A 24,492-nucleotide genomic window follows, 5' to 3' on the forward strand; every position below is an offset into this window, starting at 1 on the left:
CATGGCCGTCTTCGAAGTCCGGCAGGGCAGCTCGCCCGTCATTCTGGGCTTTCCGCACACGGGCACCGACGTGCCTGCCTCCATCCGGGAACGCCTCAACGACAACGGCCGCGTCCTCGCCGACACGGACTGGCACATCCACGATCTCTACGAAGGCCTTCTGCCGGACGCGACGACGGTTCGCGCGACCTTTCACCGCTACGTCATAGACGCCAATCGCGACCCTGCAGGCGTCAGCCTCTATCCCGGCCAGAACACCACCGGGCTCGTGCCCGAAACCGACTTCGACGGTCAGCCTATCTGGAAGGAAGGCGAAGGACCGACGGAGGCCGACATCGCGGAGCGCCTGCGCGCGTTCCATGCGCCCTATCACGCGGCGCTCGCCGCAGAGATCGCCCGTGTCAAGGCGATCCACGGCGTGGCGGTGCTCTACGATTGCCATTCTATCCGCTCGCATATTCCCTTCCTCTTCGAAGGCCGCCTGCCGGACTTCAATATCGGCACCGATACGGGAAAGACCTGCGCTCCTGAAATTGAGCAGGTAACCGCAGAAATCGCAGCCGGGGCAGACGGTTACAGCCATATTCTCAACGGCCGCTTCAAAGGTGGCTGGACGACCCGTCACTACGGCCGCCCGGAACAGGGCGTGCACGCGATCCAGATGGAACTGGCGCAATCGACGCATCTGGCGACGGAAGCACCGCCCTTCGCTTTGGACAAGGCGAAAGCCGACAGGCTTCGCCGTCCGCTGAAGACCATTCTGGAACGCATCGAAACAGTCGCTAACGAGCTCAAAAGGACAGGGAGCGAGGCATGAACATGAACAATCCGCGCCACAATATTCGCGAAGTGCGCAGCCCGCGCGGCACCGAGATCAGTGCCAGGAGCTGGCTGACGGAAGCGCCGCTTCGCATGCTGATGAACAATCTCGACCCTGATGTCGCCGAAAACCCGCACGAACTCGTCGTCTATGGCGGCATCGGCCGCGCAGCCCGAACCTGGGCCGATTTCGACCGCATCGTCGCGTCGCTGAAAGACCTCAATGAAGACGAGACCCTCCTCGTCCAGTCCGGCAAGCCGGTGGGCGTCTTCCGCACGCACAAGGATGCTCCGCGTGTGCTGATCGCCAACTCCAATCTCGTGCCGCACTGGGCGACCTGGGATCATTTCAACGAGCTGGATAAGAAGGGTCTCGCCATGTACGGCCAGATGACCGCCGGCTCGTGGATCTATATCGGTACGCAAGGCATCGTCCAGGGCACCTATGAGACCTTCGTCGAGGCCGGCCGCCAGCATTATGGCGGCAACCTGAAAGGCAAGTGGATCCTGACGGGCGGTCTCGGCGGCATGGGTGGAGCCCAGCCGCTTGCGGCCGTCATGGCCGGCGCCTGCTGCCTTGCCGTCGAATGCAACCCCGACTCGATCGATTTCCGCCTGCGCACGCGCTACCTCGACGAGAAGGCCGAGACGCTCGAAGAAGCCATGGAAATGATCGAACGCTGGACCAAGGCCGGCGAGGCGAAATCGGTCGGCCTTTTGGGCAATGCGGCGGAAATCCTCCCAGAAATGGTCCGTCGCGGTATCCGCCCCGACATGGTCACGGATCAGACCTCGGCCCACGACCCGATCAACGGCTATCTGCCCAAGGGCTGGACGATGGCCGAATGGAAAGCCAAGCGCGAGAGCGACCCGAAGGGGGTCGAAAAGGCCGCCCGCGCCTCGATGCGCGACCATGTCGAGGCGATGCTCGCCTTCTGGGATTCCGGCGTCCCGACCCTCGACTACGGCAACAACATCCGCCAGGTGGCCAAGGACGAAGGCCTCGAGCGCGCCTTCGATTTCCCCGGCTTCGTGCCGGCCTATATCCGTCCGCTGTTCTGCAGGGGCATCGGCCCGTTCCGTTGGGCGGCGCTCTCCGGCGATCCGGAAGACATCTACAAGACCGACCGGAAGGTGAAGGAGCTGCTGCCGGACAACAAGCACCTGCACAACTGGCTCGACATGGCGCGCGAGCGCATCGCTTTCCAGGGCCTGCCCGCACGCATCTGCTGGGTCGGCCTCGGCGATCGTCACCGCCTCGGCCTCGCCTTCAACGAAATGGTGCGCAGCGGCGAACTGAAGGCCCCCATCGTCATCGGCCGCGACCATCTCGACTCCGGCTCGGTCGCCTCGCCGAACCGCGAGACCGAGTCGATGAAGGACGGGTCCGACGCCGTCTCCGACTGGCCGCTCCTGAACGCGCTTCTCAACACCGCCTCAGGCGCAACCTGGGTGTCGCTGCACCATGGCGGTGGCGTCGGCATGGGCTTCTCGCAGCATTCCGGCATGGTGATCTGCTGCGACGGTACGGACGATGCGGCGCGCCGCATCGAGCGAGTCCTGTGGAACGACCCGGCAACGGGCGTCATGCGGCACGCCGATGCGGGCTATGACATTGCGCTCGACTGCGCTCGTGAAAAGGGCCTGCGCCTGCCGGGCATATTGGGCGAATAAAAAGCGGACAGGTCGCCACGGCATCCTTCTGCCGCGTCTTCTTCAGGACGCAGACGCTTTTCCTCGGCCGTCGCCGTCGAGGAAAAGCAACAGCAAGAGCCCGGCGACGCCCGCAAGGGAGCTTAGAAGCGCGGTTCCCGAATAATCGCTGATGCGCGTTCCGAGCGCGAAAAGAACGGCGCCGAACCCCGCGCCCAGGAAGACGTTCACCGAGATCAGCGAACTGCCCAGACCGGGCCGGTCCGCGATCAGTTCCTGCAGGTAGCTGATCGGAATGCTGATCAGCGCCGCTGCGCCGAAAGCGCTGATCAGCGTCAGCGCATAAATGTGCCAACGCTCGGTCGAAAGCCCGAGCAGGGCCATGTTGACGACATAGATCGCCGTGCCGAGCGCGAGCGCATAGATATGGCTGAGCCGGTACTGGATACGTCCCCAGACCACGATGAACACCACCTCCAGCAATGCGACGATACCGACGATGATGCCGATGTCGCTCACCTGGCCGCCGGCTGCACCGGTGACGATCAGCGGCAGCACCGCCGCATTGACGTGCAGCATTGACGAGATCAGGGCGATGGCGAGAAGCCGCGCCAGAACGCGCAGCGACAATATCTCGCCGAGGGACGCAAGAAACGAGAGGCGTTTGCCCAAAGCACCGTCCGCGCCCGCCTTCTCCGGCAGCAGCCGCAAGACGATCACGAAATTGGCGAGGCAGCCGAGGCTTGCCAGAAGATAGGCCGGCAGCATGCTGCCGCGTGCCGACAGCACCAATCCGACCAGTCCGGGAACCAATACCCAGGAAAGCGATATGGCCGCGCGAATGCCGGAATTGACGGCAGCCGCATGCCTGCCGCCCATGTCTTTCGCAGCCGTGCGGACATAGGCGAAGAGCAGCGGATTGAGTGCGCCGTGAACGGGCAACAGCATGAGGGCCGCAACCACGAAGCTCCCCTTCGTCGGCAGCAGATAAACCGCCCCGTAACCCACGACCCCGCAGAGAATGACCGCCAGCATCAGTGTCCGGTAATTGCCGACGCGGTCGGCGACGATGCCGATCGTCACGCTGACCGCAACATTGACCAGCGCCGCTGCGAAGATCAGCGCCGAGTAGAACCCGTCGCTCAATCCCAGTTCGGTGATGCCGACGACCGACTGGTAGGGCGACGTCGCGGCCCCGGAAAAGCCGAACAGAACGATGGCGATCATGCTTGTCCGGATGACCGGATGGCGCATGGCGATCGACAGCGGGAAAGACATGAGGGGCAAAGTCCGCGGAAGGGAACGTCTTGATGAAACCCGCCCGGACCAGCCGGAACGGGTTTACTATCTCAGGTCCAGCGGGCTGACAGGCTGGCGCTGGGGTGAAACTCGAAATCGCGGTCGAAGGGGAAGATCGGCCGCTGCCGGCGCAGGCCTTCCAGCTTCTCGATATCCTGATTGACGACGCCGTTCGTCAGCGCCATCAGGTTCGGATTGGCGATCGGCGCAAGCTCCGGCGAGAGATAACCGGACTTGACGACGAGCAGCCGCACGGTCTTCGGGTCGAGACCGAGGAGAGCAAAATCCTCGATGTTATGATAGGGGCGGCGGCGCGCCGACAACACGACCACTATGCCCCCGACCTGAACCACCGCCTGCCGCTCGGCAACCGGTCCCGGATCATTCAGATGCACCACTTTGGCCTCGACCTCTGCGGACGGGCTGGACGGGTCGAGACTGCCGCCGATCCGCAACGCCAGCGTCCTACCCGCGCCGGTCGCGAAACAGGCATTAACGGCCGGCCGATCGGCGATGCCGGCGATCAACGCATCGCGCCAGCCGCGCTCGAGAAGCGCGACCAACACATCCGCCCGGTCGCCGACCCCGCCACCCGTGGGGTTGTCGCCGGAATCGGCGAGAACTACCGGCGCCGTGGTTGCCCGCTCGGCGATGTCGAGCATGTCGGCAAGCGAGCCGGTGAGCGATCCGAAACGAAAATTTTCCCTCTGGTGCCAATAGTTTGCAGCAATTTCCTCAGCCGCCTTCGAAGCGGCGGCCTGGTCCGAGCCGGTGACGACGGCGCAGGCGGTCGCTCTCGGTTCATCGGCCCAGACGTAGCCCACCATCAGATTGGCGTCGAGGATGCCGGGCCGCCTGTCGAATTCAGGCAGGACGCGATAGAGGCTCGCCGCCGGCTCGTCCTCCGTCGAAGTGCGTTCCCCGGGAAGGAGAAGCGGTACAGGTGCCCAGGCGACACCGGGCCTCTTCCCGGAACGAAGCGTTTCCACCAGCATCGACCATGCCCGCACCATGGTCTCGCGCGTATCGATATGCGGCGCGGTCCGGTAGGCCGCGAAGATATCGACCTGGTCGATGATCCGCTGACTGACATTGCCATGGAGATCGTAGCTCACTGCAAGCGGGCAATCGGGGCCGATGACGGCGCGGGCGGCGGTGATCCAGTCGCCCTCGGCGTCGTCCATTCCATCGATCTTGATCGCGCCGTGCATGGCGAGATAGAGCCCGTCGAGAGGGAGCGCCGCTTTCAGGCGCTCCAGGAACTCGGTCTTGAAGGCGTCATAGGCCGGGCGCGAAACCGGTCCGCCGGGGACGGCCCGCGCATGCAGGAGCGGAAAGTGGCTTATCCCTTCGGCGCTGAGGAAGCCGAAATAATCCGACCGCAAGAGGTCCTCTCCCCTCAACACCCGGAAATCTTCGGCCGCCATCAGGACGGGCGAATAGGTACTGCATTCCGTATGAATTCCACCGACCGCGATCCGCATGGCTCAACTCACAGAATGGGGCTCAATGGCGCGATCGCTGCAAAGCGCAGCCAATCCTTCTTGTCCTTCGGGGTCCAGGCGGCCTCGGCGATTGCCGGCAGCCTTGGAAAAACGAGGCGGTTGAAATATCCGCGCGACAGGAAATGCTCGGACCAGATGCAGGCCTGGACTCCCTTCATCCGGCTTTTCAGCTCTTCCGGGAACTCTCCTTCCGCCTCGTAGGCATAGGTGTGCGCCGGCGTCGCCGTGCCGGCCCAGCTCGCGCCGGGTTCCTGCCAGGCATCCGCCTGGGCCATGTCGAGATAATAGGCCTGGCCAGGGGTCATGACGACGTCGTAGCCTTCGCGCGCGAGCTCGATGCCGACTTTCGGGTTCTCCCAGGCCATCAGCAGCGTGCCCTCGGTTCCGACGCCGCCGCCATGCGCGACCTCGTTCCAGCCGACGAGTTTGCGCCCGCGCGCCGTCAGCATCTGCTTCACCTTCTTGAGGAAATAGGACTGCAGCGCGAAGGTGCCGGAAATCCCTTCCTGCTCCATGAGTTTTCGCGCCAGCGGTGACGCGAGCCACGAGCCGTCGGCCACCTCGTCGCCGCCAACATGGATATATCGGCTGGGGAAGAGCTCGACCATTTCGTCGAACACCTTCTCGAGGAACTCGTAGGTGAGCGGGATGGCCGGGTTGAGGGCATTGTTCGGGTAGCCCTGGACCGAGTGGTAGCTTTCCGGCGCCTCCTGACCGTCGGAGAGTTCGGGAAGCGCAACGAGCGCGGCAGTGCTGTGGCCGGGTATGTCGATCTCCGGGACAACTTCGATGCTGAGTGCCGTGGCATGCGCGACGATCGCCTTCACGTCCGCGTGGCTATAGAAGCCGCCGACCGGTTCGGCGCCGTTGCCGAGTTGAGGCAGCATGGGCTCGTCCGGGCCGCGCATGACGCCGAGCGTCGTCAGCGTCGGATAGGCCTTGATCTCCAGCCGCCAGGCTTCGTCGTCGGTCAGGTGCCAGTGGAAGATGTTGAGCTTGAACCAGGCGAGAATATCGATGAGCCGTACGATGTCGGCGGTGGGGTAGAATTGCCGCGAGACGTCGAGATGACAGCCGCGCCAGCCATAGCGTGGCCGATCCGCGATTGCGCCGGCGGCGGGAAACCTGAATTCGCCTCCGTGGTTTCGCGCGCCGTCGATCAACTGCGCAAGCGTCGTCAGGGCATATTGCCTGCCGGCCGCCGCTCCATATTCAAGCCGTATCTCCCCCTCGGAAAAGGCAAGCCTGTAGGCCTCGCCTTCGAGCTCCGCTTTCTTCGTGAAGACGATCGGCCGCCCTTGCGAGGATGGCGCGAGACTGAAGGGAGCATGTCCGGCCGAAAACAGCCTATGGAAGAGCGCAAGGACGTTGGAAACGGCATCGATCTCGCCCGCATTGCTGCCCGCTGCGGGATAGAGGACGTCCGGGACCGCGTCCCCGGGCGCCGCGTCGATCTCGGCAGGCCAGGGCTGCAGTGCGAAAGGAAGTTCGAGCCAGCCTTCCGGAAGACGCACCGGCGGCGGTTCGCTCATGGCGCCTTCGAGACGCAGATCGGAGACCGCCACAGGAACATGTCTGCCATCGGCGAGCGTCAGATAGGCCGATTTCGCCCCGTCGGTGCAATGCTTCGCCTCGCGGTGCAGACCGCTGACGGTGAACGTCCAGTGTTCGCCATGGGCGAGCGTCAGTCCGTCGGGTGGCGCGAATTCATGGAAATTGGCGTTGCGGCGCAGGAAGATCGCGTTTTCGCAGGCGGCCCCGTCGATGACGCGGGTGAGCGAAGTGTAAACCAGCCGGAAGGCACTGAGCGGCCCGCCCGAGAGATTGAAGAGGCTGAAGGTGAAGCGCCCGAACGGGCCGCCATCCGGTTGCCAGGCAGATTCAAGGCGATAGAGAACCGGCAGCATGAACATCCTCCCAAGCTGGGTTTGTCAGTAATGGATCGATTGCGAGAAGGTCCGCGCGACTTCCGCCTGTCCTGCGGTCAACCCGCAGTCGACCGGCAGGCAGATGCCGGAAATGGCTCCGGCGGCGGGGCTGGCAAGGAAATGCACCGCTTCGGCGACGTCCTTCGGCTCGACGATACGCTGCAAGGGATACCAGCGCTTCGCCTCCTCGAAGACCTGCGCATTGGCGGCCGCGCGTGCCTCCCAGGCCTGCGTGCGCACCGTCGCCGGCGCCACCGCATTCGCGCGGATGCCGAACTTGCCGTATTCGACGGCGATCAGTCGCGTCAGGTGCAGAAGGCCCGCCTTGGCGGCGCTATAGGCCGGATGGCCGAAGACATTCATGCCGTTCACGGAGGCGATGTTGACGACCGAGCCCCTGCTCTCTTTCAGCATTTCCTCGACTGCCCGGAAACAGAGAAAGGCCGCTTCGAGGTTGAGTGCATTGTCCATGCGCCAGATGTCCTGCGTGGTGTCGTGCAGGCTGACCGCGCGGGCGGCACCCGCATTGTTCACGAGGGTGCGCACGGTACCGACGGATGCGGCAGCCTCCGCCATTGCGGCCACGCTTGCGGCGTCCGTCACATCGCAGGAAACGGACAGGAAGCGCTCCGTTCCGCCGAGATCACGCGCCGTCCTCTTTACCGCCTCACTGTTGATGTCGGCTAGGAGAACGGCATCGTGTCCGTCGCCCAGGCGCGCGGCAATGGCGCGGCCGATGTCGCCGGCAGCTCCTGTGACGATCGCTACGGATTTCGGCATGGGCCTTCCTTCTGACACGTCAGTCTCCGAGAAGCTGTCGGTCGTCGCCATCCCTGTGCACCACCAGCTGCTGCTTGATGCGCCTGAGCGTCACCGTCGCCTGCGGCTGGACGCGATAGGCGACGAGGCTCGCGACGATATCGAGCACTGCGATATAGGCGATACGGGTGGAGGTCGGACGATAGATGTTGTTTCCTTCCGGCAGGTCGACCGGCACGGTGATATCGGCGGCCTGCGCGACCGGACTGCCGCTCTGGGTAAGGGCGATCGTCGGCACCTCGGCCTCGCGCGCAAGCGTGAAGGCGCGCACCATCTCCGCATTGCGTCCCGAAAAGGAGGAACCGACAATGACGTCGGCCGGCCGCGCGGCCGCCGCCATCATCATCTGCATGCTGTGATCGGAACTCGCGGTGATGCGCAATCCCAATCGGAAAAGACGGTTCTGGAACTCCCCGGCGATCATCGAGGAGTTGCCGCCAGAGCCGAAGGCATAGATCATTTCCGCTTGCGCGAGCCGGTCGGCTGCGCGCTCGATCGCTGGAAGGTCGAGCGAACGGTGCAGCAGAAAGAGCGCATTCTGCGCCTTGGTGATGATGTCCTGCGCCACATCGCCGGGCTCCTGGCTCTTCGGCTCGGGCTTCAGGTAGCGCATGCCGACATAGGGGGTGCGTGCCAGCTGCACCTTGAAATCGGAAAAGCTCTCGCAGCCGAGGCGTCGGCAGAATCGCGTGACCGTCGGCGGCGAAACGTCGGCCTTGCCGGCAAGCTCGATGATGGAAGCGTTCACCGCAAACTCGAAATCATTGAGCAGGATATCGGCAATGCGGTTTTCCGATTGGGATAACCGCCCCTTCTCCTCCTGCAGTGTCGCGAAAATATCCATCGAACGGCGCCCTTCCCTGTTCAGGCGTCCTTCGGCTTGTAGGCGACGCAATCGATCTCCACCTTGCAATCGACCATCATGGAGGACTGTACGCAGGCGCGCGCCGGCGGATGAGCTCCGAAATATTCCTGATAGATCCGGTTGAAGCTCCAGAAATCGCGCGGATCGTCCAGCCAGACGCCAACTCTCACCACGTGCTCGACACCGTAACCGGCCTCTTTCAAGATGGCCAGAAGATTGCCGATCGCCTTGTGAGTCTGGGCGACGATGTTGCCGCCGATGATCTCGCCGTTTTCCATGGCCACCTGACCCGAGACGTGAAGCCAGCCGCCCGCCTCGACGGCACGTGCGAAAGGCAATGTTTTTCCGCCTGCGCCAACCTGTTCGGCACCATAGCGCTTGATCGACATCGAGGACCCGTTCTGCAAATTATTTTCTTTAACCGTTGACAAATGACCATAGAATACGGAATTTGACCAGTGAAAATCATCATTTATGAAAAGAATTTCAATCCAGGCGAAAATACATGCGGAATCCCTTCCAGAATCCGTTTCCAGATAGCGACACGGCCCGCCACTCCATATGGGAGATGCTGGTCACCCGCGATATCGACGCATTCCTGGCCGCCGATTGGTCGATGGTAGCCGACGATTTCGTCGAGGAGAGCTTCATCGGCATCGACGGACGGCGGGAGACGAACCCGGACAAATGGCGGCTCACCTTTCCCTCGCTCGCCGTCTATCGGGACGAATGGCTGCGTCAGGCGCGGGACTTCGCCGGGCAGTCCTTTGCCGAGGATCCGCGGGAAGCGATCTTCGCCACTACGACCCTGGAAGACATCGAGGTCGACGGAGAGCTTGCCCTTGCGCGCAAGAAATTCGACGGGGGGCTGAAGAAAGCGGACGGCACGTTCGATATAATGAAGTGGCAGACGGTTTACTATTGCCGCCTCCACCGGGGCCGGTGGAAAATCTGCGGCTTCACCGGCTATCTCCCCAATCCGATGGGATCGAACTGAGTTGAGGGACAAGGCGAAGCCATTGCGCATCTTCACGGCGGCGCTCGCGACCGAGACGAATACTTTCTCTCCCATCTGCATCGACAGGCGCGCATTCGAGGCATCGCTTTACGCTCCGCCAGGAAAGCACCCCGAAACACCGACGCTCTGCACGGCGCCGATCACGGTCGGGCGCCGCGTGACCGCGCAAAAAGGCTGGAAATTGATCGAAGGCACCGCCGCCTGGGCTGATCCTGCCGGTCTCGTCAATCGGCAGACCTATGAGGATCTGCGTGACGAGATTCTCGGACAATTGCGTGCCGCCCTGCCCGTCGATGCGGTCGTTCTCGGCCTGCATGGGGCAATGGTCGCGGACGGCTGCGAGGATACCGAAGGCGACCTGCTTCAGCGCGTGCGCGAAATCGTCGGTCCGGACGTGCTCGTCTGCGCCGAACTCGACCCGCACAGCCACCTCACTGCAAGGAGAGCGGCGGCCGCGGATTTCTTCGTCTTCTTCAAGGAGTTCCCGCACACCGATTTCGTCGAGCGCGCCGAAGACCTCTGGCGGATCGCGATCGATAAGCTCGAGGGCCGCGTAGAGCCGGTAATGTCCATCTTCGACTGCCGGATGATAGACGTCTTCCCCACCTCGCGCGAGCCCATGCGCAGCTTCGTCGACAAGCTGATACAGATCGAACGGGACGATGCCGATGTGCTGTCATTGTCCGTCGTGCATGGCTTCATGGCCGGCGACGTGGCGGAAATGGGCACCAAGATGCTGGTCGTGACCAACGGCAAGGCGGAGAAAGGCGAGGCACTCGCCCGTGAGCTGGGTCTGGAGCTCTTCTCCCGGCGCGGCACCTATCGCATGCCGGAGATCGACGAGCGCCAGGCGGTGGCACAGGCGCTGGCGGCTCCGGCCGGGCCTGTGGTGATTGCCGACATGTGGGATAATCCAGGCGGCGGCACGGCGGGCGATGCGACGGTCGTGCTGGAGGAACTTATAGCGCAGGACGCCACCGACACGGCGATCGGCACGATCTGGGATCCAATGGCCGTGCAGATCTGCATGGCGGCCGGCGAAGGCGCCGAGATCCCCTTGCGCTTCGGCGCGAAATCCGCGCCCGGCACGGGGCGGCCGATCGATGGCATCGTCAAGGTCGTCAAGCTGGTGCGCAATGCTGAAATGCGCTTCGGCGAGAGCTTCGCTCCCTTCGGCGACGCCGTTCACATACGCGTCCACGGCATCGACATCATCCTGAACACGACGCGCGCCCAGAGCTTCGACCCGAGCCTTTTCTCCGTGATGGGCATCGACCCGACGTCGAAAAAGATCCTCGTGATCAAATCCACGAACCACTTCTTCGCCTCATTCTCCAGGATCGCATCCGAGATCCTCTATTGCTCTGCCGGAACACCCTACCCCAACGACCCGGCGAGGACTCCCTATCGGCGCGCAAGGCGCGACATCTGGCCGATGGTCACCGACCCGCACGGGTTGGAAACGACGGCCTGAGCCGAGCGCCATCACTGGAGCGGGATTCAGCCCCGGGGACATGGTCTGGCTGGTGGACGAGCACAGCGATGAGGACATCAAACAAGCCGCGGCGGGTATCTTCGAATCTCAACGGGCCTCAGCCCCCCAACATGCGCCCCAACCTTGCCGCATTTCGCCCGGTGCCTGCCTCAATCGCGGTCCATCCTCCAAGAAAACGCGACCAACTTTGAAAATTCACAGTTGCGTCGCTCAACCGGCGATTGCCCCAAAATATTGCGGGGCGCAATTTCTGCAACATGCCGCGAATCCGGGATTTTTCAAGAATGCGGCCCCCCTGCCGGCGGCTATCTTCTTTGCGCGAGCTCGCGGCTTAGGTGCACTGCAGCATGATTCTGTTCGCTTTTCTGCTGCAACGCCATATTTTTTCTTCGGGAGTGCCCTAGTTTCTCATCCTGCGGGCTGAGGTCTGCTCTGTTGAAACGGCTGCCGCGAGGCGCTGCCCGATAGGGAGTGACTGATATCGTGAGTATGGACGCGAATGTCTCGGCGCGCATCAACCTGATGCGCATTCTGCTGATCTCCGGCATCGTATTCGTGCACGTCCCGTACAATCCGCAGTGGAGTCCCTTTCTGGGCAACTACGGCATGTTGGACTGGATTCGCGTCTTTCTCGGCGAAAGCCTGTTTCGGATCGGTGTGCCCTGCCTCAGCGCGATCTCCGGTTATCTTCTCTTTCGCAGGGGCCTTGCCGATTTCGACTATTGGAAGACGCTGAAGACCAAGGCGCGGACCGTTCTCCTGCCGTTCCTTATCTGGAGCGTCTCCTTCTTTGTGGTGGTCTACGCCATCCAGCGCCAGGGCCTCGGCTTCGGCTATCTGCCCGACACGATCAATGCGACCCCGCGCCAGTGGCTGAGCATGGCCTTCGCGATCGAGGCAACGCCCGTCAATCTGCCCCTGTATTTCCTGCGCGACCTGATGCTCTGCATCCTGCTGTCGCCGCTTCTGGCATTGCTGGTGAGCCGTTATCCGCGCGTGACGCTCCTTGCACTGCTCGCCTATGCGATACTGCCGCTGCCAAACGGAATATTTCTCAAGAAATCCATCCTGTTCGGCTTCTCGGCTGGAATCTGTGCGAGCCTGCATGGCGTGAACATCAAAATGCTTGATCGCTTCGCTGCACCGATCGCGGCCGGGTTCCTGGCAATCGCAGTCGTGATCGCCGTCGGCCTGTATTACACCGGCCCGGATTTCCCGCTTTGGCTCGACATGGCACTTCGCCTGACGTCGATTGCGGGAATCATCGGCTCCTGGGCGATCTCGGAGCTGCTCGTGCGCACCCGCTTCGGTGAAAGATTTGGCCGCGGGAGTGGACTGAGTTTCTGGATCTTCTGCGGCCACTATCCGCTGCTCGTGTTGTTCTGGATGATCTGGAACCGCACCGGGCTCAGCTATTACCCGCTCTTCTATTTCACCGCGCCGTTCATCGCCATTGCGATCCTCGTCGCGTCCCACAATCTCGTAGGGCGTTTGGCGCCGGATCTGCTTGGAGTGCTTACCGGCAGCCGAACAGGTACGAAACGAATGGCCACGCAGCCGCCGCAAGGCGCGCAGGCAGGCTATTCGCCCCAGCAAAGGTAACGACCATGACAATCGATCGCTACAGACGCTTTGCCCGTCTCGCTTTCATCGCAACGCTCCCTCTCGCCGGCCTTGCAGACGCTGCGGCCGCGCAGGAAGGCGCCAGCGGCACCTCCTTCAAGGACGACTTCGACACTCTCGACACCCGCGTCTGGTTCGTCTCGGACGGATGGAACAATGGCGGGCATCAGAATTGCACCTGGTCGAAGAAGCAGGTGAAGACCGTCGACGGCATTCTGGAACTGACCTTCGAGGAGAAGAAGGTAAAGGAGCGCAACTTCGCCTGCGGGGAAATTCAGACGCGCAAGCGCTTCGGCTACGGCACCTACGAGGCGCGGATAAAGGCGGCCGACGGTTCCGGGCTGAACTCGGCCTTCTTCACCTATATCGGTCCGACCGACAAGAAGCCGCATGACGAGATCGATTTCGAGGTTCTCGGAAAGAACACGGCGAAGGTCCAGATCAACCAGTATGTATCGGCAAAGGGCGGCAACGAATTTCTCGCCGACGTTCCGGGCGGCGCCAACCAGGGTTTCAACGACTACGCCTTCGTCTGGGAAAAGAATCGCATCCGCTACTACGTCAACGGCGAACTGGTTCACGAAGTGACCGATCCGGCGAAGATCCCGGTAAACGCCCAGAAGATCTTCTTCAGCCTGTGGGGGACTGACACGCTCACCGACTGGATGGGCACCTTCTCCTACAAGGAGCCGACAAAGCTCCAGGTCGATCGGGTCGCCTTCACTGCTGCCGGCGACGAGTGCCAGTTCGCCGAGTCGGTAGCGTGCCAGCTGGAGCGGGCGCAATCCGAGTGAATGGCGGGTAACTGAGTAATTTATCCATTTTGTTGCAGTGCACAAAGAATTGAACTAAGCTCAGCCCCGGGCTGGGCAGGAAAACGGACGTTTTCATGCTGCAGATACTCTATCTGGCACAGGATCTTGCCGATCCCGCAGTGCGCCGGAGAACCCTAACGCTCGTCGCCGGCGGCGCACGCGTGACGCTCGCCGGATTCCGCCGCGGCGACAATCCTCTGGCCGCCATCGACGGCGTCGAGCCGATCGAACTCGGAACCACCGCCGACGGCCGTTTCGCCCAGCGGATCGGTGCCGTCGCTCGCGCCTGCCTGTCGCTGCAACGCCAGCTCGGCCATGTCCGCAAGCCGGATGTGATCATCGCGCGCAATCTGGAGATGCTTGCCGTGGCGAGGAGAGCGGTCGCGTTCTTCGGCGGTACGGTTCCTATCGTCTACGAATGCCTCGATATCCACCGCCTCATGCTGCGCAAGGATATCGTCGGGCGGATGCTGCGCGGAGCCGAAAGCCAACTCGGCAAGGATGCGCGCCTGTTGATCACCAGCTCCCCCGCCTTCATCGAGCATTACTTCCGGCCCCTTTCCGGCATCGGCGCTCCGCCGATGCTTCTGGAAAACAAGGTGCTCGAAATCGACGGCACGGTCGAGCGGCGGACGGCCTCACCGGCCGAATGCCCGCCGCCCGGCGCACCCTGGAAGATCGGCTGGTTCGGAGCGCTGCGCTGCCGCAGGTCGCTCGCCCTTCTCGCGGAATTCTCGCGAAAGATGGAGGGCCGCTTCGAGATCGTTCTGCGCGGCAGGCCCGCCTATTCCGAATTCGACGATTTCGACGGCTTCGTTCGCAACGAGCCCTTCATGCGGTTCGAAGGCGCCTATCGCAATCCTGAAGACCTGGCGGAAATCTATGGCGAGGTCCACTTCACCTGGGCGATCGACTTCTTCGAGGAGGGCCAGAATTCTGCCTGGCTGCTGCCGAACAGGCTTTATGAAGGCTGCCGCCACGGCCGAATTCCGATCGCCATGAAGGGGACGGAGACCGCTCGTTTCCTGTCCGTGCGGAGCATCGGCTTCGTTCTCGAGGGAGCCGATGCCGGGAGCCTCGCCACAACTCTCGGCTCGCTGACGCCAAAACGCTATGCCGACGCCGCAGAGCGTATCAGCCGCTGCAATCCGGGATCCTGGGTGTTCGACCGGGCGGATTGCGAAACCCTGGTGCGGCAGCTGGCAGCGCTCACGCTCCAGGCGCCGCAGACCGTTCCCGTAGTCGCGATGGCCGGTTCCAGCCACAACGAAGGTGGATTTCTATGAGCTCCGATGAACTGACGTCCACGTCGAGCCTTATCGTCATACCCTGCCTCAACGAGGCCTCGCATATCGAGGCGCTGATCGAAAAGCTGCGTCCGTCGCTCACGCCTTTGAACGCGCGGGTGGTCATTGCCGACGGCGGCAGCACGGACGGAACGCGGGAGATCGCCCGTCGCCTTGCCACTGAGGATCCGCGGGTGCTCTTCCTCGACAATCCGAAGCGCATACAAAGCGCGGCGGTCAATCGCGCCGTCGCCGAACTCGGCGCCGGCAGCGACTACCTGATCCGCATCGACGCCCACGGGACCTATCCGGACGATTATTGCGAGCGGCTTGTCGAGGACGCGCTGGCGACCGGCGCGGATTCGGTCGTGGTCGCCATGCAGACCGTCGGTTTCAGCACCTTCCAGAAGGCAACGGCCTTCGCGCAGAACTCCAAGCTCGGCAATGGCGGCTCGAAGCACCGCACCGGTGCCGTCGGGCACTGGGCCGAGCACGGTCATCATGCATTGATGCGCATCGAAGCCTTCGAGGCTGTCGGAGGCTATGACGAGAGCTTCAGCCACAACGAGGACGCCGAACTCGACTATCGCCTCGGAAAAGCGGGCTACCGGATCTGGATGACCGACAAGACGAGCATGGTCTACTATCCCCGTGCCAAGCTCGTCCCGCTGTTTTGGCAGTATTTCGGCTACGGCCGTGGCCGGGCAAAGAACTTCCTCAAGCACCGGGCAATGCCGGGGCTCAGGCAGATGTTGCCGCTTGCGGTGGCACCCATCGCTTTCGGCGCGCTTCTCGCGATCGTCAACTGGATGGCCGTGGTGCCGGTGGGGGTTTGGGCTGCCGCGTGCCTCGGCTATGGCGTCTGGATGGCGCTCGGCCAGCGTAATCCTTACGGACCGCTTGCAGCCGTTGCAGCCATGGTCATGCACCTTGCCTGGTCCGCCGGGTTCTGGCGGGAACTCCTCGACTTCCGCCGCAGGGTGGCCTGATGCCGAACAAAACGCTTCACATCGACATCGGCGTCTGCACGTACCGCCGGCCGGAGCTTGCCGAAACGCTTCGCTCGCTGGCTGCGATGAACGTGCCGGAGCGCGCCAGCTTGCGCGTCATCGTCGCCGACAACGACGCGGAACCGAGCGCCAGGGCTCTCGTCGAAGGGCTTCGGCCGCAGATGCCGTTCGACATCCTCTACGTTCACTGCCCGCACTCGAATATCTCGATCGCCCGCAATTGCTGCCTCGACAACAGCACCGGCGACTTCCTTGCCTTCCTCGATGACGACGAGACCGTTTCCGGCGACTGGCTGATCCGGCTCCTGGAAACGGCGCGCATCACGGGAGCCGCCGCCGTGCTCGGTCCCGTCAGGGCGCATTACGGGCCTACGGCTCCCGGCTGGATGCGCAACGGCGATTTCCACTCGACACTGCCGGTCTGGGTAAAGGGAGAAATCCGGACCGGATACACCTGCAATGCGCTGCTCAGGCGCGATGCGGCCTCGCTCCATGGCCGGCGCTTCAAGCTTTCGCTCGGCAAGAGCGGCGGCGAAGACACGGATTTCTTCACCGGAATGCACAGCGCCGGCGGAATGATCGCCTTTTCGCCGGAAGCCTGGGTGCATGAGCCGGTACCGGAAAACAGGGCCTCGCTTGCCTGGCTCGCGAAGCGCCGTTTCCGCTCCGGACAGACCCATGGACGCCTTCTCGCCGAGAAAGCCAATGGCTTGCGTCAGGCCTGGAATGTCGCCCTTGCCGGCGCAAAGTCCGGCTTTTGCGCAACTGCCGCGGTCCTCTGCTTTCCTTCGGCCGCAAGGCGGAACCGCTTTGCGCTACGCGCCGTACTGCATGCCGGCGTCATCAGCGGCCTGCTGGGGCTGAAGGAAATCGAACAATACGGAACCCGCGAGGTGACCTCCGCATGACCCGTCCGGCGATCGATAAGGTCCCCGACGTCACATTCGTCGTGGCCGCCTATAATTCCGCGGATACGATCGTGCGCGCGATCGAAAGCGCACTGGCGCAGAAAGGCGTGACCGTCGAGGTCGTCGTCGTCGACGATCGCTCGGCAGATGCGACGCCCGCGCTCGTGGCGGCGATCCCGGATCCCCGGGTCCGCCTGATCGCCCTCGATCGCAACCGCGGTCCGGGCGGCGCGCGCAATGCCGGCATCGACGCGGCGCGCGGCCGGTGGATCGCCGTTCTCGATTCGGACGACACGGTCCGGGCGGACCGGCTCAGGCGGATGATCGAACGAGCGGACACGGCCGGGGCGCAGATCGCCGTCGACAATCTCGACGTCGTGTCGCTGGACGGGCGCAGTCTCAGGATGTTCTCCGAAGCCGACCTCGCCCGGCTGCCGCAGCTCACGCTTCCCGCCTTCATCGAATCCAACGTGCTCTTTCGATCCGAGCACAATTTCGGCTACATGAAACCGATCTTCGAGCGCCGTTTTCTGGAAAACCAGCTGCTTCGCTTCGACGAGACGCTGCGCATCGGCGAGGACTACATCCTGCTGGCATCGGCCCTTGCCTCTGGCGGGCGCTGCGCGGTCGAGCCGTCCGCCGGCTATATCTATCATATCCGCGAGGGTTCCATCTCGCGTGTGTTGAGGCTCGATCATATAGACGCGATGATCGCCGCCGACGAAGCCTTCCTGCGCCGCTACGCGCTCGACGGCCCGGCGCAGAAAATGCAGCGCAGGCGCATGCGCGGCTTCCGTGAAGCTCGCTCGTTTCTGGTCCTCGTCGAGCAGTTGAAAAAGAGATCGTTGGCCGGCGCGCTCAAGACCGCGCTGGCCGACCCACTTGCGCTCCGGCATCTCAGCATGCCGATCGCTGCCCGATTGCGCCGCCTTGCCGCGCGATTCGTGCATCCCTCCTCCCATTCGGCCCCCCGTGCCGCCCCCATGACGGCGGCGGCTGAACGATCCCCGCTGGGCAACGACCCCCAATAAGCAAAGGATGATAAAATGGACCGTGTCAGGACCGTCAGAAAAGCAGTAATCCCGGTTGCCGGAAACGGAACGAGGTTCCTCCCGGCGACAAAGGCAGTGCCCAAGGAGATGTTGACGATCGTCGACCGGCCAGTCGTTCAATATGCCGTGGATGAGGCCCGCCAGGCCGGAATCGAGCATATCGTCTTCGTCACCAGCCGGAACAAGCAGGTGATCGAGGACCATTTCGACGACGCGCCGGAACTCATCTCGTCGCTTTCACGCTCTGGCAAAAGCGCGCAGATTTCCGAACTCGAGGCCATGTTGCCGGCAGCCGGCTCGGTCAGCTTTACCCGCCAGCAGGCCCCCCTCGGCCTCGGGCACGCGGTATGGTGTGCGCGTGACCTGATCGGCGACGAGCCCTTCGCGCTTCTGCTGCCCGACATGGTCTCCTTCGGCGCGCGCGGTTGCATGGCCGGCCTCATGGATCTCTATCACGAGGTTGGGGGCAACGTCGTCGGCGTCGAGCAATGCGCCCCCGAGGAAGCATCGAAATACGGCATCGTCGGCAAGGGCGAGACGGTCCGGCACGGTTTCTCCGTGACCGAGATGGTCGAAAAGCCCGCCGCAGGAAAGGCGCCGTCCAACTACTATCTCAACGGTCGCTACATCCTTCAGCCGGAAATCTTCTCGATCCTGGCCCACCAGACGCGCGGCGCCGGCAATGAGATCCAGTTGACCGATGGGATGCTCACGCTTTCGCAATCCCAGTCCTTCCACGCGCATCCCTATGAGGGCCGCACCTTCGACTGCGGTTCGAAGCAGGGCTTCATCGAAGCCAATGTCGCCTTCGCGCTTGCTCGTGCGGACATCGGCGATATCGTTTTCGAATCCGTCCGCGACATGGTTCTGTCTCACGAAAGCCGCATCCGGGCGGCATAAGCGGCGGCTTCCGGCAGTCCTTCGGGACTGCCGGAACAAGGACCGGAGAAGAAGATGAACAGAACGGCCCCCATGAAACAAAGAAGCGTTCCATTGAGCAGCATCATGCCCAGCGAAGAACAGTCAGACGGCTTTATCGACCTCGACCGGCTTGTCGCCGCAGTCTTTCGTCGTGCCCGGCTCGTGGCCGCATTCGTCCTGCTCTTCATTGCGCTGGGGGTCGCTTATCTCCTGTTTGCCACGCCCTATTACACGTCGATGACGCAGATCCTTCTCGACGAAAACCTGTCCAAATATGCCGAGGAGGAGCCTACCCCGGTTAACAGCCAGATGCTCGACACGCAGATTGCAAGTGCGGTCGAGATACTGAAGTCCGGCGAACTCGCATTGCGCGTCGTCGACAAGCTCAAACTCGACGAAAACGATACGATACTCAATCCGCCGCAGTCGCCCGTTGCCGTCGTCAAGGACTGGTTGAAATCGGCAACCGGGCTTTTTTCCGGCGGTCCCGACGTTACGGAAGAACAGGCGCGCAACGGACGGCGGCAGAAGGCAGCCGCGATCATACAGCAATCGCTCGCGGTCGAGCGTGTTTCGCGCAGCTCGGTCGTGGCCGTTGCCTTTCGCTCAAGCGACCCCTTGCTTGCGGCAACCATCGCGCGCGGATACGCAAGTGCCTATCTGACCGATCAGTTGAACGCCAATTTCGAGGCGACCGAGCGCGCATCCGTCTGGCTGCAGGAACGGCTTACGGATCTTCAGCAGCGCTCGCAGGCAGCCGCGCTCGAAGTCGCGCATTTCAGGGCCGAGAACGGTCTGACGGCTGCACGGGGCGAACTGATGTCCGAGCAGCAGATGGCCGATCTCAACAGCCAGCTCATCGTCGCCCAGGCCGATACGGCAAGTGCGTCGGCCCGTTACAACCAGTACAAGTCGATCGTCGATCAGGGACCGGAGAACGCGGTCAAGAACGCCACCATTTCCTCAAAGGAGGGTGACAATTCGGTGATCCGTGACCTTAGGACCCGCTATCTCACCGTCGGCAAGCGTGAGCGGGAAGTCTCGGATAATTTCGGCGCCGACCACCCGCAGGCGGTATCGCTCCGCGCCGAGCAGGAGGATGTCGCGCGGCAGATCTACCAGGAACTGCAGCAGCTCACTGCAAGCTACAAGAACGAATACGAGGTCGCGCAATCGCGCGAGGCATCGCTCAGGAAGAGCATCCAGGGCATTGCCGGCAAGACCTCCGACGCCAGCGAGCAACTCGTTCAATTAAGGGAGCTCGAACAGAAGGCAGCGGCTCTGAAGACGCTCTACGAATCCTATCTCGGCCGCTACGAACAGGCGACGCAGCAGCAATCCTTCCCGATCGCCAAGGCGCGCGTCATCTCCGAGGCCGGCGTGCCCGTGTCACCGTCGAGCCCCAAGAAAACGATGACTCTCGCGCTCTCGGCCGTGCTCGGCATGATGGTCGGCGGGGCTTACGCGGCCTTCCTCGAATTCCGCGAACGGACTTTCCGCCTGGAAGGCGACATACGCTCGATCCTCGGCCATCGCTCGCTTGGCTACGTCCCGCTGCTCGGAACGCGCATGAAGAAGAAGGCACAACTGGTCCATGCGCATTTCGGCTCGGTGAAAAGACATGACGAAGCTGTCGACGACACGATGCCGTTCCAACGACTTTCGCGCATCGTCGTCGATGCGCCGCGTTCGACCTTTGCGGAGACCTTCCGCAACGCCAAGCTTGCCTGCGACCAGATGCTCGCCGGCAGCGAAAGCCGCGTGATCGCCATTGCATCGGCCCTTCCGGACGAGGGAAAGTCGATTATTGCCGCGAACTTCGCCGCGCTTCTGGCGGCGAGCGGCAAGCGGACCCTGCTCATCGACGCCGATATACGCAAGCCGGGACTGACTCAGATGATCACGCCCGCCCCGCGCACCGGGCTCGTCGAAACGCTGACCGGAGAAGCCACCTGGCCCGCCGGAATCAAGGTGGACCAGCGCACCAAGCTCGCAATCCTTCCGGCCGGCGGCGCATCGCATCAGCGGCATCAGAGCAATGAACTGCTCGCCTCCCCGGCCATGGCGAACCTCATCGAGAACGCCCGCAACGCCTTCGACTACGTCGTCGTCGATCTTGCCGCACTCGCCCCCGTCGTCGACGCCAAGGCTTTCGCGCCGCTTGCCGACGGTATTCTCTTCGTGGTCGAGTGGGGAAGGACGCCTTCGCGGCTCGTACGCGATCTCCTCAACTCGGAACCATTGATCAACTCGAAGGTGCTTGGCGTCATCCTCAACAAGACGGACATGAACGAACTCGGCAAATACAGCGACTTCGACGGGGCGGAGAAATACCGCCACCGCTACGGCAAATATTACGTCGAGAATACGATTACGGAAAACAACGCCGCTTGAGGCGACCGCGGCCGCGCCACCTGTGCGCGGCCTTTTCGCCCTTCGCCGTCAGGCCTTGCGGCGATCGACGATCCAAGCGGCTGCCATTAGCGCGATGACCGCCGCAAGGGCAACGAGTGCCAGCGCATAGAAAAGCGAATATTCGACCAGCGACGGCAGCATCGAAAGACAACGCCGCACCCTTCCAGGCGACCGCCGCCAATCCGGCAGGTCGTCACGGTTGAAAGCCTCCAGCCGGCGGGTAAGAAAATGCATATCGCGAGAACCGATCGCCAATCGAAGCCATGGACGCGGTCATGCTGCTGAACAACAGTGGCGATAGCGAGGCACTTCAGCTCCCCCGAGCCGTCACCCGGCAGTCAATCTTCCCACCACCGGTGGAAATGATGGACCGGGCCGCGCCCCTGACCTATCTCCAGGCGGTCGGCCGCGGAGATTGCGGCATGCAGATAGGACTTGGCGGCACTCACCGCTTCGACCAGCGGCAAGCCTTTCGCAAGGCCGGCGGCAATGGCTGCCGACAGGGTGCAGCCGGTGCCGTGGTCGTTGCGCGTCTCGATCCGCGCGGCGGGAAGGCGGACAAGAGTGTCGCCGTCGAAGAAGAGGTCTGTGGCCTCCTGGCCCTTCAAGTGCCCGCCCTTTACCAGAACCGCATATGCGCCGGTCCGCATGATCGCTTCCGCCTGGCGCGCCATCTCCGCCTCGTCCTCGGCGATTGCGCGCCCGGTCATGAGCGCGGCCTCGGCAAGATTGGGCGTGGCGACGAGCGCCAGCGGCAACAGCTCTTCGATGAGCGCCGTAACGGCATCCGGCCGAAGCAACGCGTCGCCGGAGGTCGCAACCATGACCGGATCCACGACCGCCCGTTTTCCGGACCGGCGCAATCCATCGGCAATGGCGGCGATTGTTTCCCGACGCGAGACCATGCCGATCTTGACGGCCGTCACGTCGAGATCGGAGAAGACGGCGTCCATCTGCGCCGACACGATTTCAGCGGAGACATCCTCGACGGCCGTCACACCCCTGGTGTTCTGGGCCGTGATCGCAGTGATGACGCTGGCGCCGTAAACGCCGAGCGCCGAAAACGTCTTGAGGTCCGCCTGAATACCGGCGCCGCCGCCCGAGTCCGAGCCGGCGATGGTGAGAGCAATCGCCGTCATGCCCAGTCCTCCTTCGCACGAGGGCGGATGATGCTTGCGAGCGGTACGGCAGTGGACGTCATCGATCGATCTCCAGACGGAACATCACGGAGATCCAGGAAAGGCGATGAAAAGGCGAACTTGCCGCTGGCGGCCTTCTTTCCGTTCCTACGCCGGCATGACCCGGATCAGGTTTACTCAATGGCACGTAAACCATTGAAAAACAAGGGGTTGGTGGTCATGTGCTACATAACTGCTACATAACTGCTACCTTTTGTACTGCCCCGGTGAAAGTTCAAATCATTCCAAATTCTGGAAAAGTTTGAATGCCAACTACAGAATGCTTGACTCCAAGCGTTTAACCATGTAGCTGCGCAGGGATAGACTATGACTATGAAAAAATTCCATATGAAAACAAATTATATATTCCAACGAAGCGGCATTTTTTACTTCAGAATAGCGGTTCCACTTCACCTTCGCGACACCTTTGGCGGCAAAGCTCAAATTTGGGAAAGCCTGAAGACTCGAGACCCGAAGGAAGCGCAGGAAAGAGCCGCGCCACTCACTGACAAGTACAAGCGGTTGTTCCGGGGTGACGAGACGCCAGACACGACGAACATGACATTCGATCTTTTCCGGGAATTGATCGAACGACTTGGCGTGCCGGGACACTCTGTCGCCGAACTACAGGCGGCACCCGTCCAAGATCGTGTGGCGATGCTGTCCCCAAGCTTGGAAGTCCGAAAGACGATCAAGCGCCCGACAAAGGCTGAAATCGACGTCCTTGGCGGCGCTATCGAGAAACCGGCTCTGACATTCAGACAGGCATTCGCCAAGTTCAAGCAGTTGATGCCCGATCTTGTAAAGGGCAAAGACCCCAAGGACACCAAGAGGTTTTGGCGGCGGTACGAAGAGGCGGTAGAGGATTTTGTCGAAGAAATTGGCGACATGGATTGCCTGAAAATCGATATCGTCAAGGCAAGCGAATATCGTTCAAATCTCGCAGAGAGACTTGTCGAAGGCGAATTCAAGGCTGATGCTGCCAACAAGAAAATGATGTGGTTGAAGATCATCCTTGATGAAGTCTTCAAGGTCTATCATCCCGGCACCAAAAACCCCTTCAAGGAACTGAAAAAGTTCAAGGAAGACGACAAGGAAAAACGTCCGCCATTCACGAAGGATGAAATCAAGCTGGTGCGCGAACGTCTCCGGGCATCGGGCATGAGCGATGAAGCAAAGGCTATCTGCATCATCGGCGAATGCACGGGCGCTGGTGCCAAGGAACTGGCATGGATGACGAGTGCCGATATCCATCTCGACGCGAACATTCCCTACATTTCGATTGTTCCAAACAGCCTTCGAAAGAAGGTCAAGACGGGTGGTGCGAGACACCGGCAAATTCCATTGGTCGGCGATGCGTTGGAGCAAATGCGGAAATTTCCAAACGGATTTGAGCGCTTCCACACGCCGGATGGTCCGCAACAGATTAACCGTGCGATGTCCGAATTCTTCCGGAAGACCGTGCCGGGGAAAGGACATTACAGCTACCGCCATACGATGGACGACTGGCTTAAGCGTTCAGGCTGCGACCTTGGCATAAAGACAGCGATTACAGGTCATAGTCTGAAGGGACATGCGGGATATTACGGCACGGATTACGATATGATTCAGAAACAGGAGGCGCTGACTAAGGCACTGGAATACGCGAAACACAACGAATACTGAACGACGATTAATAACAATATGGCTGAAGCGAAACGACATTATATTATGAACGAAGCCATCCAATTAGGATGGATGAATTTTGGAGAAGGAACCACGTTACACGTTCGACAGACTGGCAATTGACCAAAAGGCACGAGCCGACTTTTTCGAACTATACGACGACATAATCAGCGACCTGAAACGTGAAGGACGCATAAAAACAGCAATGGCGCACATCA

General features: G+C 62.0%; 22 protein-coding genes. 14 read left to right on the forward strand and 8 right to left on the reverse strand.

Annotation, left to right across the window (positions count from 1 at the left end; genetic code table 11):
- Position 1: 1 nt before the first annotated feature.
- Positions 2-817: an N-formylglutamate deformylase gene (hutG, locus tag BHD07_RS15365; RefSeq protein WP_338281375.1), complete on the forward strand. Its 816-nt coding sequence runs from the start codon at positions 2-4 to the stop codon at positions 815-817.
- 2 nt (positions 818-819) lie between these two features.
- The gene (gene hutU, locus BHD07_RS15370; RefSeq protein ID WP_338282290.1) at positions 820-2,493 is read left to right on the forward strand and encodes a urocanate hydratase; all 1,674 of its coding nucleotides are present in this window, start codon (positions 820-822) and stop codon (positions 2,491-2,493) included.
- A gap of 42 nt (positions 2,494-2,535) precedes the next feature.
- Here hutU and BHD07_RS15375 read toward each other — a convergent pair whose 3' ends face one another.
- The 6 genes from BHD07_RS15375 to BHD07_RS15400 all read right to left on the reverse strand — a co-directional run bounded on the left by BHD07_RS15375 (position 2,536) and on the right by BHD07_RS15400 (position 9,277).
- The gene (locus tag BHD07_RS15375) at positions 2,536-3,750 is read right to left on the reverse strand and encodes an MFS transporter (protein ID WP_338281377.1); all 1,215 of its coding nucleotides are present in this window, start codon (positions 3,748-3,750) and stop codon (positions 2,536-2,538) included.
- Between the two features lie 71 nt (positions 3,751-3,821).
- The gene (locus tag BHD07_RS15380) at positions 3,822-5,255 is read right to left on the reverse strand and encodes a M81 family metallopeptidase (RefSeq protein WP_338281378.1); all 1,434 of its coding nucleotides are present in this window, start codon (positions 5,253-5,255) and stop codon (positions 3,822-3,824) included.
- 8 nt (positions 5,256-5,263) lie between these two features.
- Positions 5,264-7,183 (reverse strand): beta-N-acetylhexosaminidase, encoded by a 1,920-nt coding sequence (locus BHD07_RS15385; RefSeq protein WP_338281380.1) that lies wholly within the window; start codon positions 7,181-7,183, stop codon positions 5,264-5,266.
- 24 nt (positions 7,184-7,207) lie between these two features.
- A complete protein-coding gene (locus BHD07_RS15390) occupies positions 7,208-7,984 on the reverse strand; it encodes an SDR family oxidoreductase (protein WP_338281382.1) in 777 nt (258 codons plus the stop codon).
- A gap of 19 nt (positions 7,985-8,003) precedes the next feature.
- Positions 8,004-8,867, reverse strand: a complete 864-nt coding sequence (locus tag BHD07_RS15395; RefSeq protein WP_275599217.1) for a MurR/RpiR family transcriptional regulator — start codon at positions 8,865-8,867, stop codon at positions 8,004-8,006.
- Between the two features lie 20 nt (positions 8,868-8,887).
- Complete coding sequence (locus tag BHD07_RS15400; RefSeq protein WP_003534336.1) at positions 8,888-9,277, reverse strand: RidA family protein; 390 nt, start codon at positions 9,275-9,277, stop codon at positions 8,888-8,890.
- Between the two features lie 116 nt (positions 9,278-9,393).
- Here BHD07_RS15400 and BHD07_RS15405 point away from each other — a divergent pair, with 116 nt between their 5' ends.
- The 11 genes from BHD07_RS15405 (at position 9,394) to exoP (ending at position 21,410) form a co-directional block, all read left to right on the forward strand.
- Complete coding sequence (locus tag BHD07_RS15405; RefSeq protein WP_338281384.1) at positions 9,394-9,885, forward strand: hypothetical protein; 492 nt, start codon at positions 9,394-9,396, stop codon at positions 9,883-9,885.
- A gap of 22 nt (positions 9,886-9,907) precedes the next feature.
- A complete protein-coding gene (locus BHD07_RS15410) occupies positions 9,908-11,380 on the forward strand; it encodes a M81 family metallopeptidase (protein ID WP_338281386.1) in 1,473 nt (490 codons plus the stop codon).
- A 40-nt stretch (positions 11,381-11,420) separates the two neighbouring features.
- Positions 11,421-11,825: a hypothetical protein gene (locus tag BHD07_RS15415; RefSeq protein WP_338281387.1), complete on the forward strand. Its 405-nt coding sequence runs from the start codon at positions 11,421-11,423 to the stop codon at positions 11,823-11,825.
- Positions 11,826-11,890: 65 nt separating this feature from the next.
- A complete protein-coding gene (gene exoH, locus BHD07_RS15420) occupies positions 11,891-13,003 on the forward strand; it encodes a succinoglycan biosynthesis protein ExoH (protein ID WP_338282293.1) in 1,113 nt (370 codons plus the stop codon).
- Between the two features lie 5 nt (positions 13,004-13,008).
- Positions 13,009-13,818, forward strand: a complete 810-nt coding sequence (gene exoK / locus BHD07_RS15425) for an endo-1,3-1,4-beta-glycanase ExoK (protein WP_275599220.1) — start codon at positions 13,009-13,011, stop codon at positions 13,816-13,818.
- Between the two features lie 95 nt (positions 13,819-13,913).
- On the forward strand, positions 13,914-15,125 hold the full coding sequence (gene exoL / locus BHD07_RS15430) for a succinoglycan biosynthesis glycosyltransferase ExoL (protein WP_338281389.1): 1,212 nt from the start codon (positions 13,914-13,916) through the stop codon (positions 15,123-15,125).
- Positions 15,122-16,114: a succinoglycan biosynthesis glycosyltransferase ExoA gene (gene exoA / locus BHD07_RS15435; RefSeq protein ID WP_324763611.1), complete on the forward strand. Its 993-nt coding sequence runs from the start codon at positions 15,122-15,124 to the stop codon at positions 16,112-16,114. Before exoL ends, exoA begins: the two co-directional genes overlap by 4 nt.
- Positions 16,114-17,043, forward strand: coding sequence for a succinoglycan biosynthesis glycosyltransferase ExoM (gene exoM / locus BHD07_RS15440; RefSeq protein ID WP_338281393.1), 930 nt, complete (start codon positions 16,114-16,116; stop codon positions 17,041-17,043). Before exoA ends, exoM begins: the two co-directional genes overlap by 1 nt.
- A complete protein-coding gene (gene exoO / locus BHD07_RS15445; protein ID WP_338281395.1) occupies positions 17,040-18,074 on the forward strand; it encodes a succinoglycan biosynthesis glycosyltransferase ExoO in 1,035 nt (344 codons plus the stop codon). Before exoM ends, exoO begins: the two co-directional genes overlap by 4 nt.
- A 15-nt stretch (positions 18,075-18,089) precedes the next feature.
- Entirely contained in the window at positions 18,090-18,995 is a 906-nt protein-coding gene (locus tag BHD07_RS15450) for a UTP--glucose-1-phosphate uridylyltransferase (protein ID WP_004434891.1), read from the forward strand.
- A gap of 54 nt (positions 18,996-19,049) precedes the next feature.
- Positions 19,050-21,410: a succinoglycan biosynthesis transport protein ExoP gene (gene exoP, locus BHD07_RS15455; protein WP_100670144.1), complete on the forward strand. Its 2,361-nt coding sequence runs from the start codon at positions 19,050-19,052 to the stop codon at positions 21,408-21,410.
- A 48-nt stretch (positions 21,411-21,458) separates the two neighbouring features.
- Here exoP and BHD07_RS15460 read toward each other — a convergent pair whose 3' ends face one another.
- Positions 21,459-21,665 (reverse strand): hypothetical protein, encoded by a 207-nt coding sequence (locus BHD07_RS15460; protein ID WP_338281397.1) that lies wholly within the window; start codon positions 21,663-21,665, stop codon positions 21,459-21,461.
- A gap of 104 nt (positions 21,666-21,769) precedes the next feature.
- The gene (gene thiD, locus BHD07_RS15465) at positions 21,770-22,570 is read right to left on the reverse strand and encodes a bifunctional hydroxymethylpyrimidine kinase/phosphomethylpyrimidine kinase (protein WP_275599227.1); all 801 of its coding nucleotides are present in this window, start codon (positions 22,568-22,570) and stop codon (positions 21,770-21,772) included.
- 366 nt (positions 22,571-22,936) lie between these two features.
- On the opposite strand from thiD, the gene BHD07_RS15470 reads away from it, so the two are divergent.
- Entirely contained in the window at positions 22,937-24,274 is a 1,338-nt protein-coding gene (locus BHD07_RS15470) for a DUF6538 domain-containing protein (RefSeq protein ID WP_338281399.1), read from the forward strand.
- Positions 24,275-24,492: the final 218 nt, after the last annotated feature.

Source organism: Sinorhizobium sp. KGO-5 (assembly GCF_036245905.1).
In the GTDB taxonomy this organism is placed as follows: domain Bacteria; phylum Pseudomonadota; class Alphaproteobacteria; order Rhizobiales; family Rhizobiaceae; genus Sinorhizobium; species Sinorhizobium meliloti_A.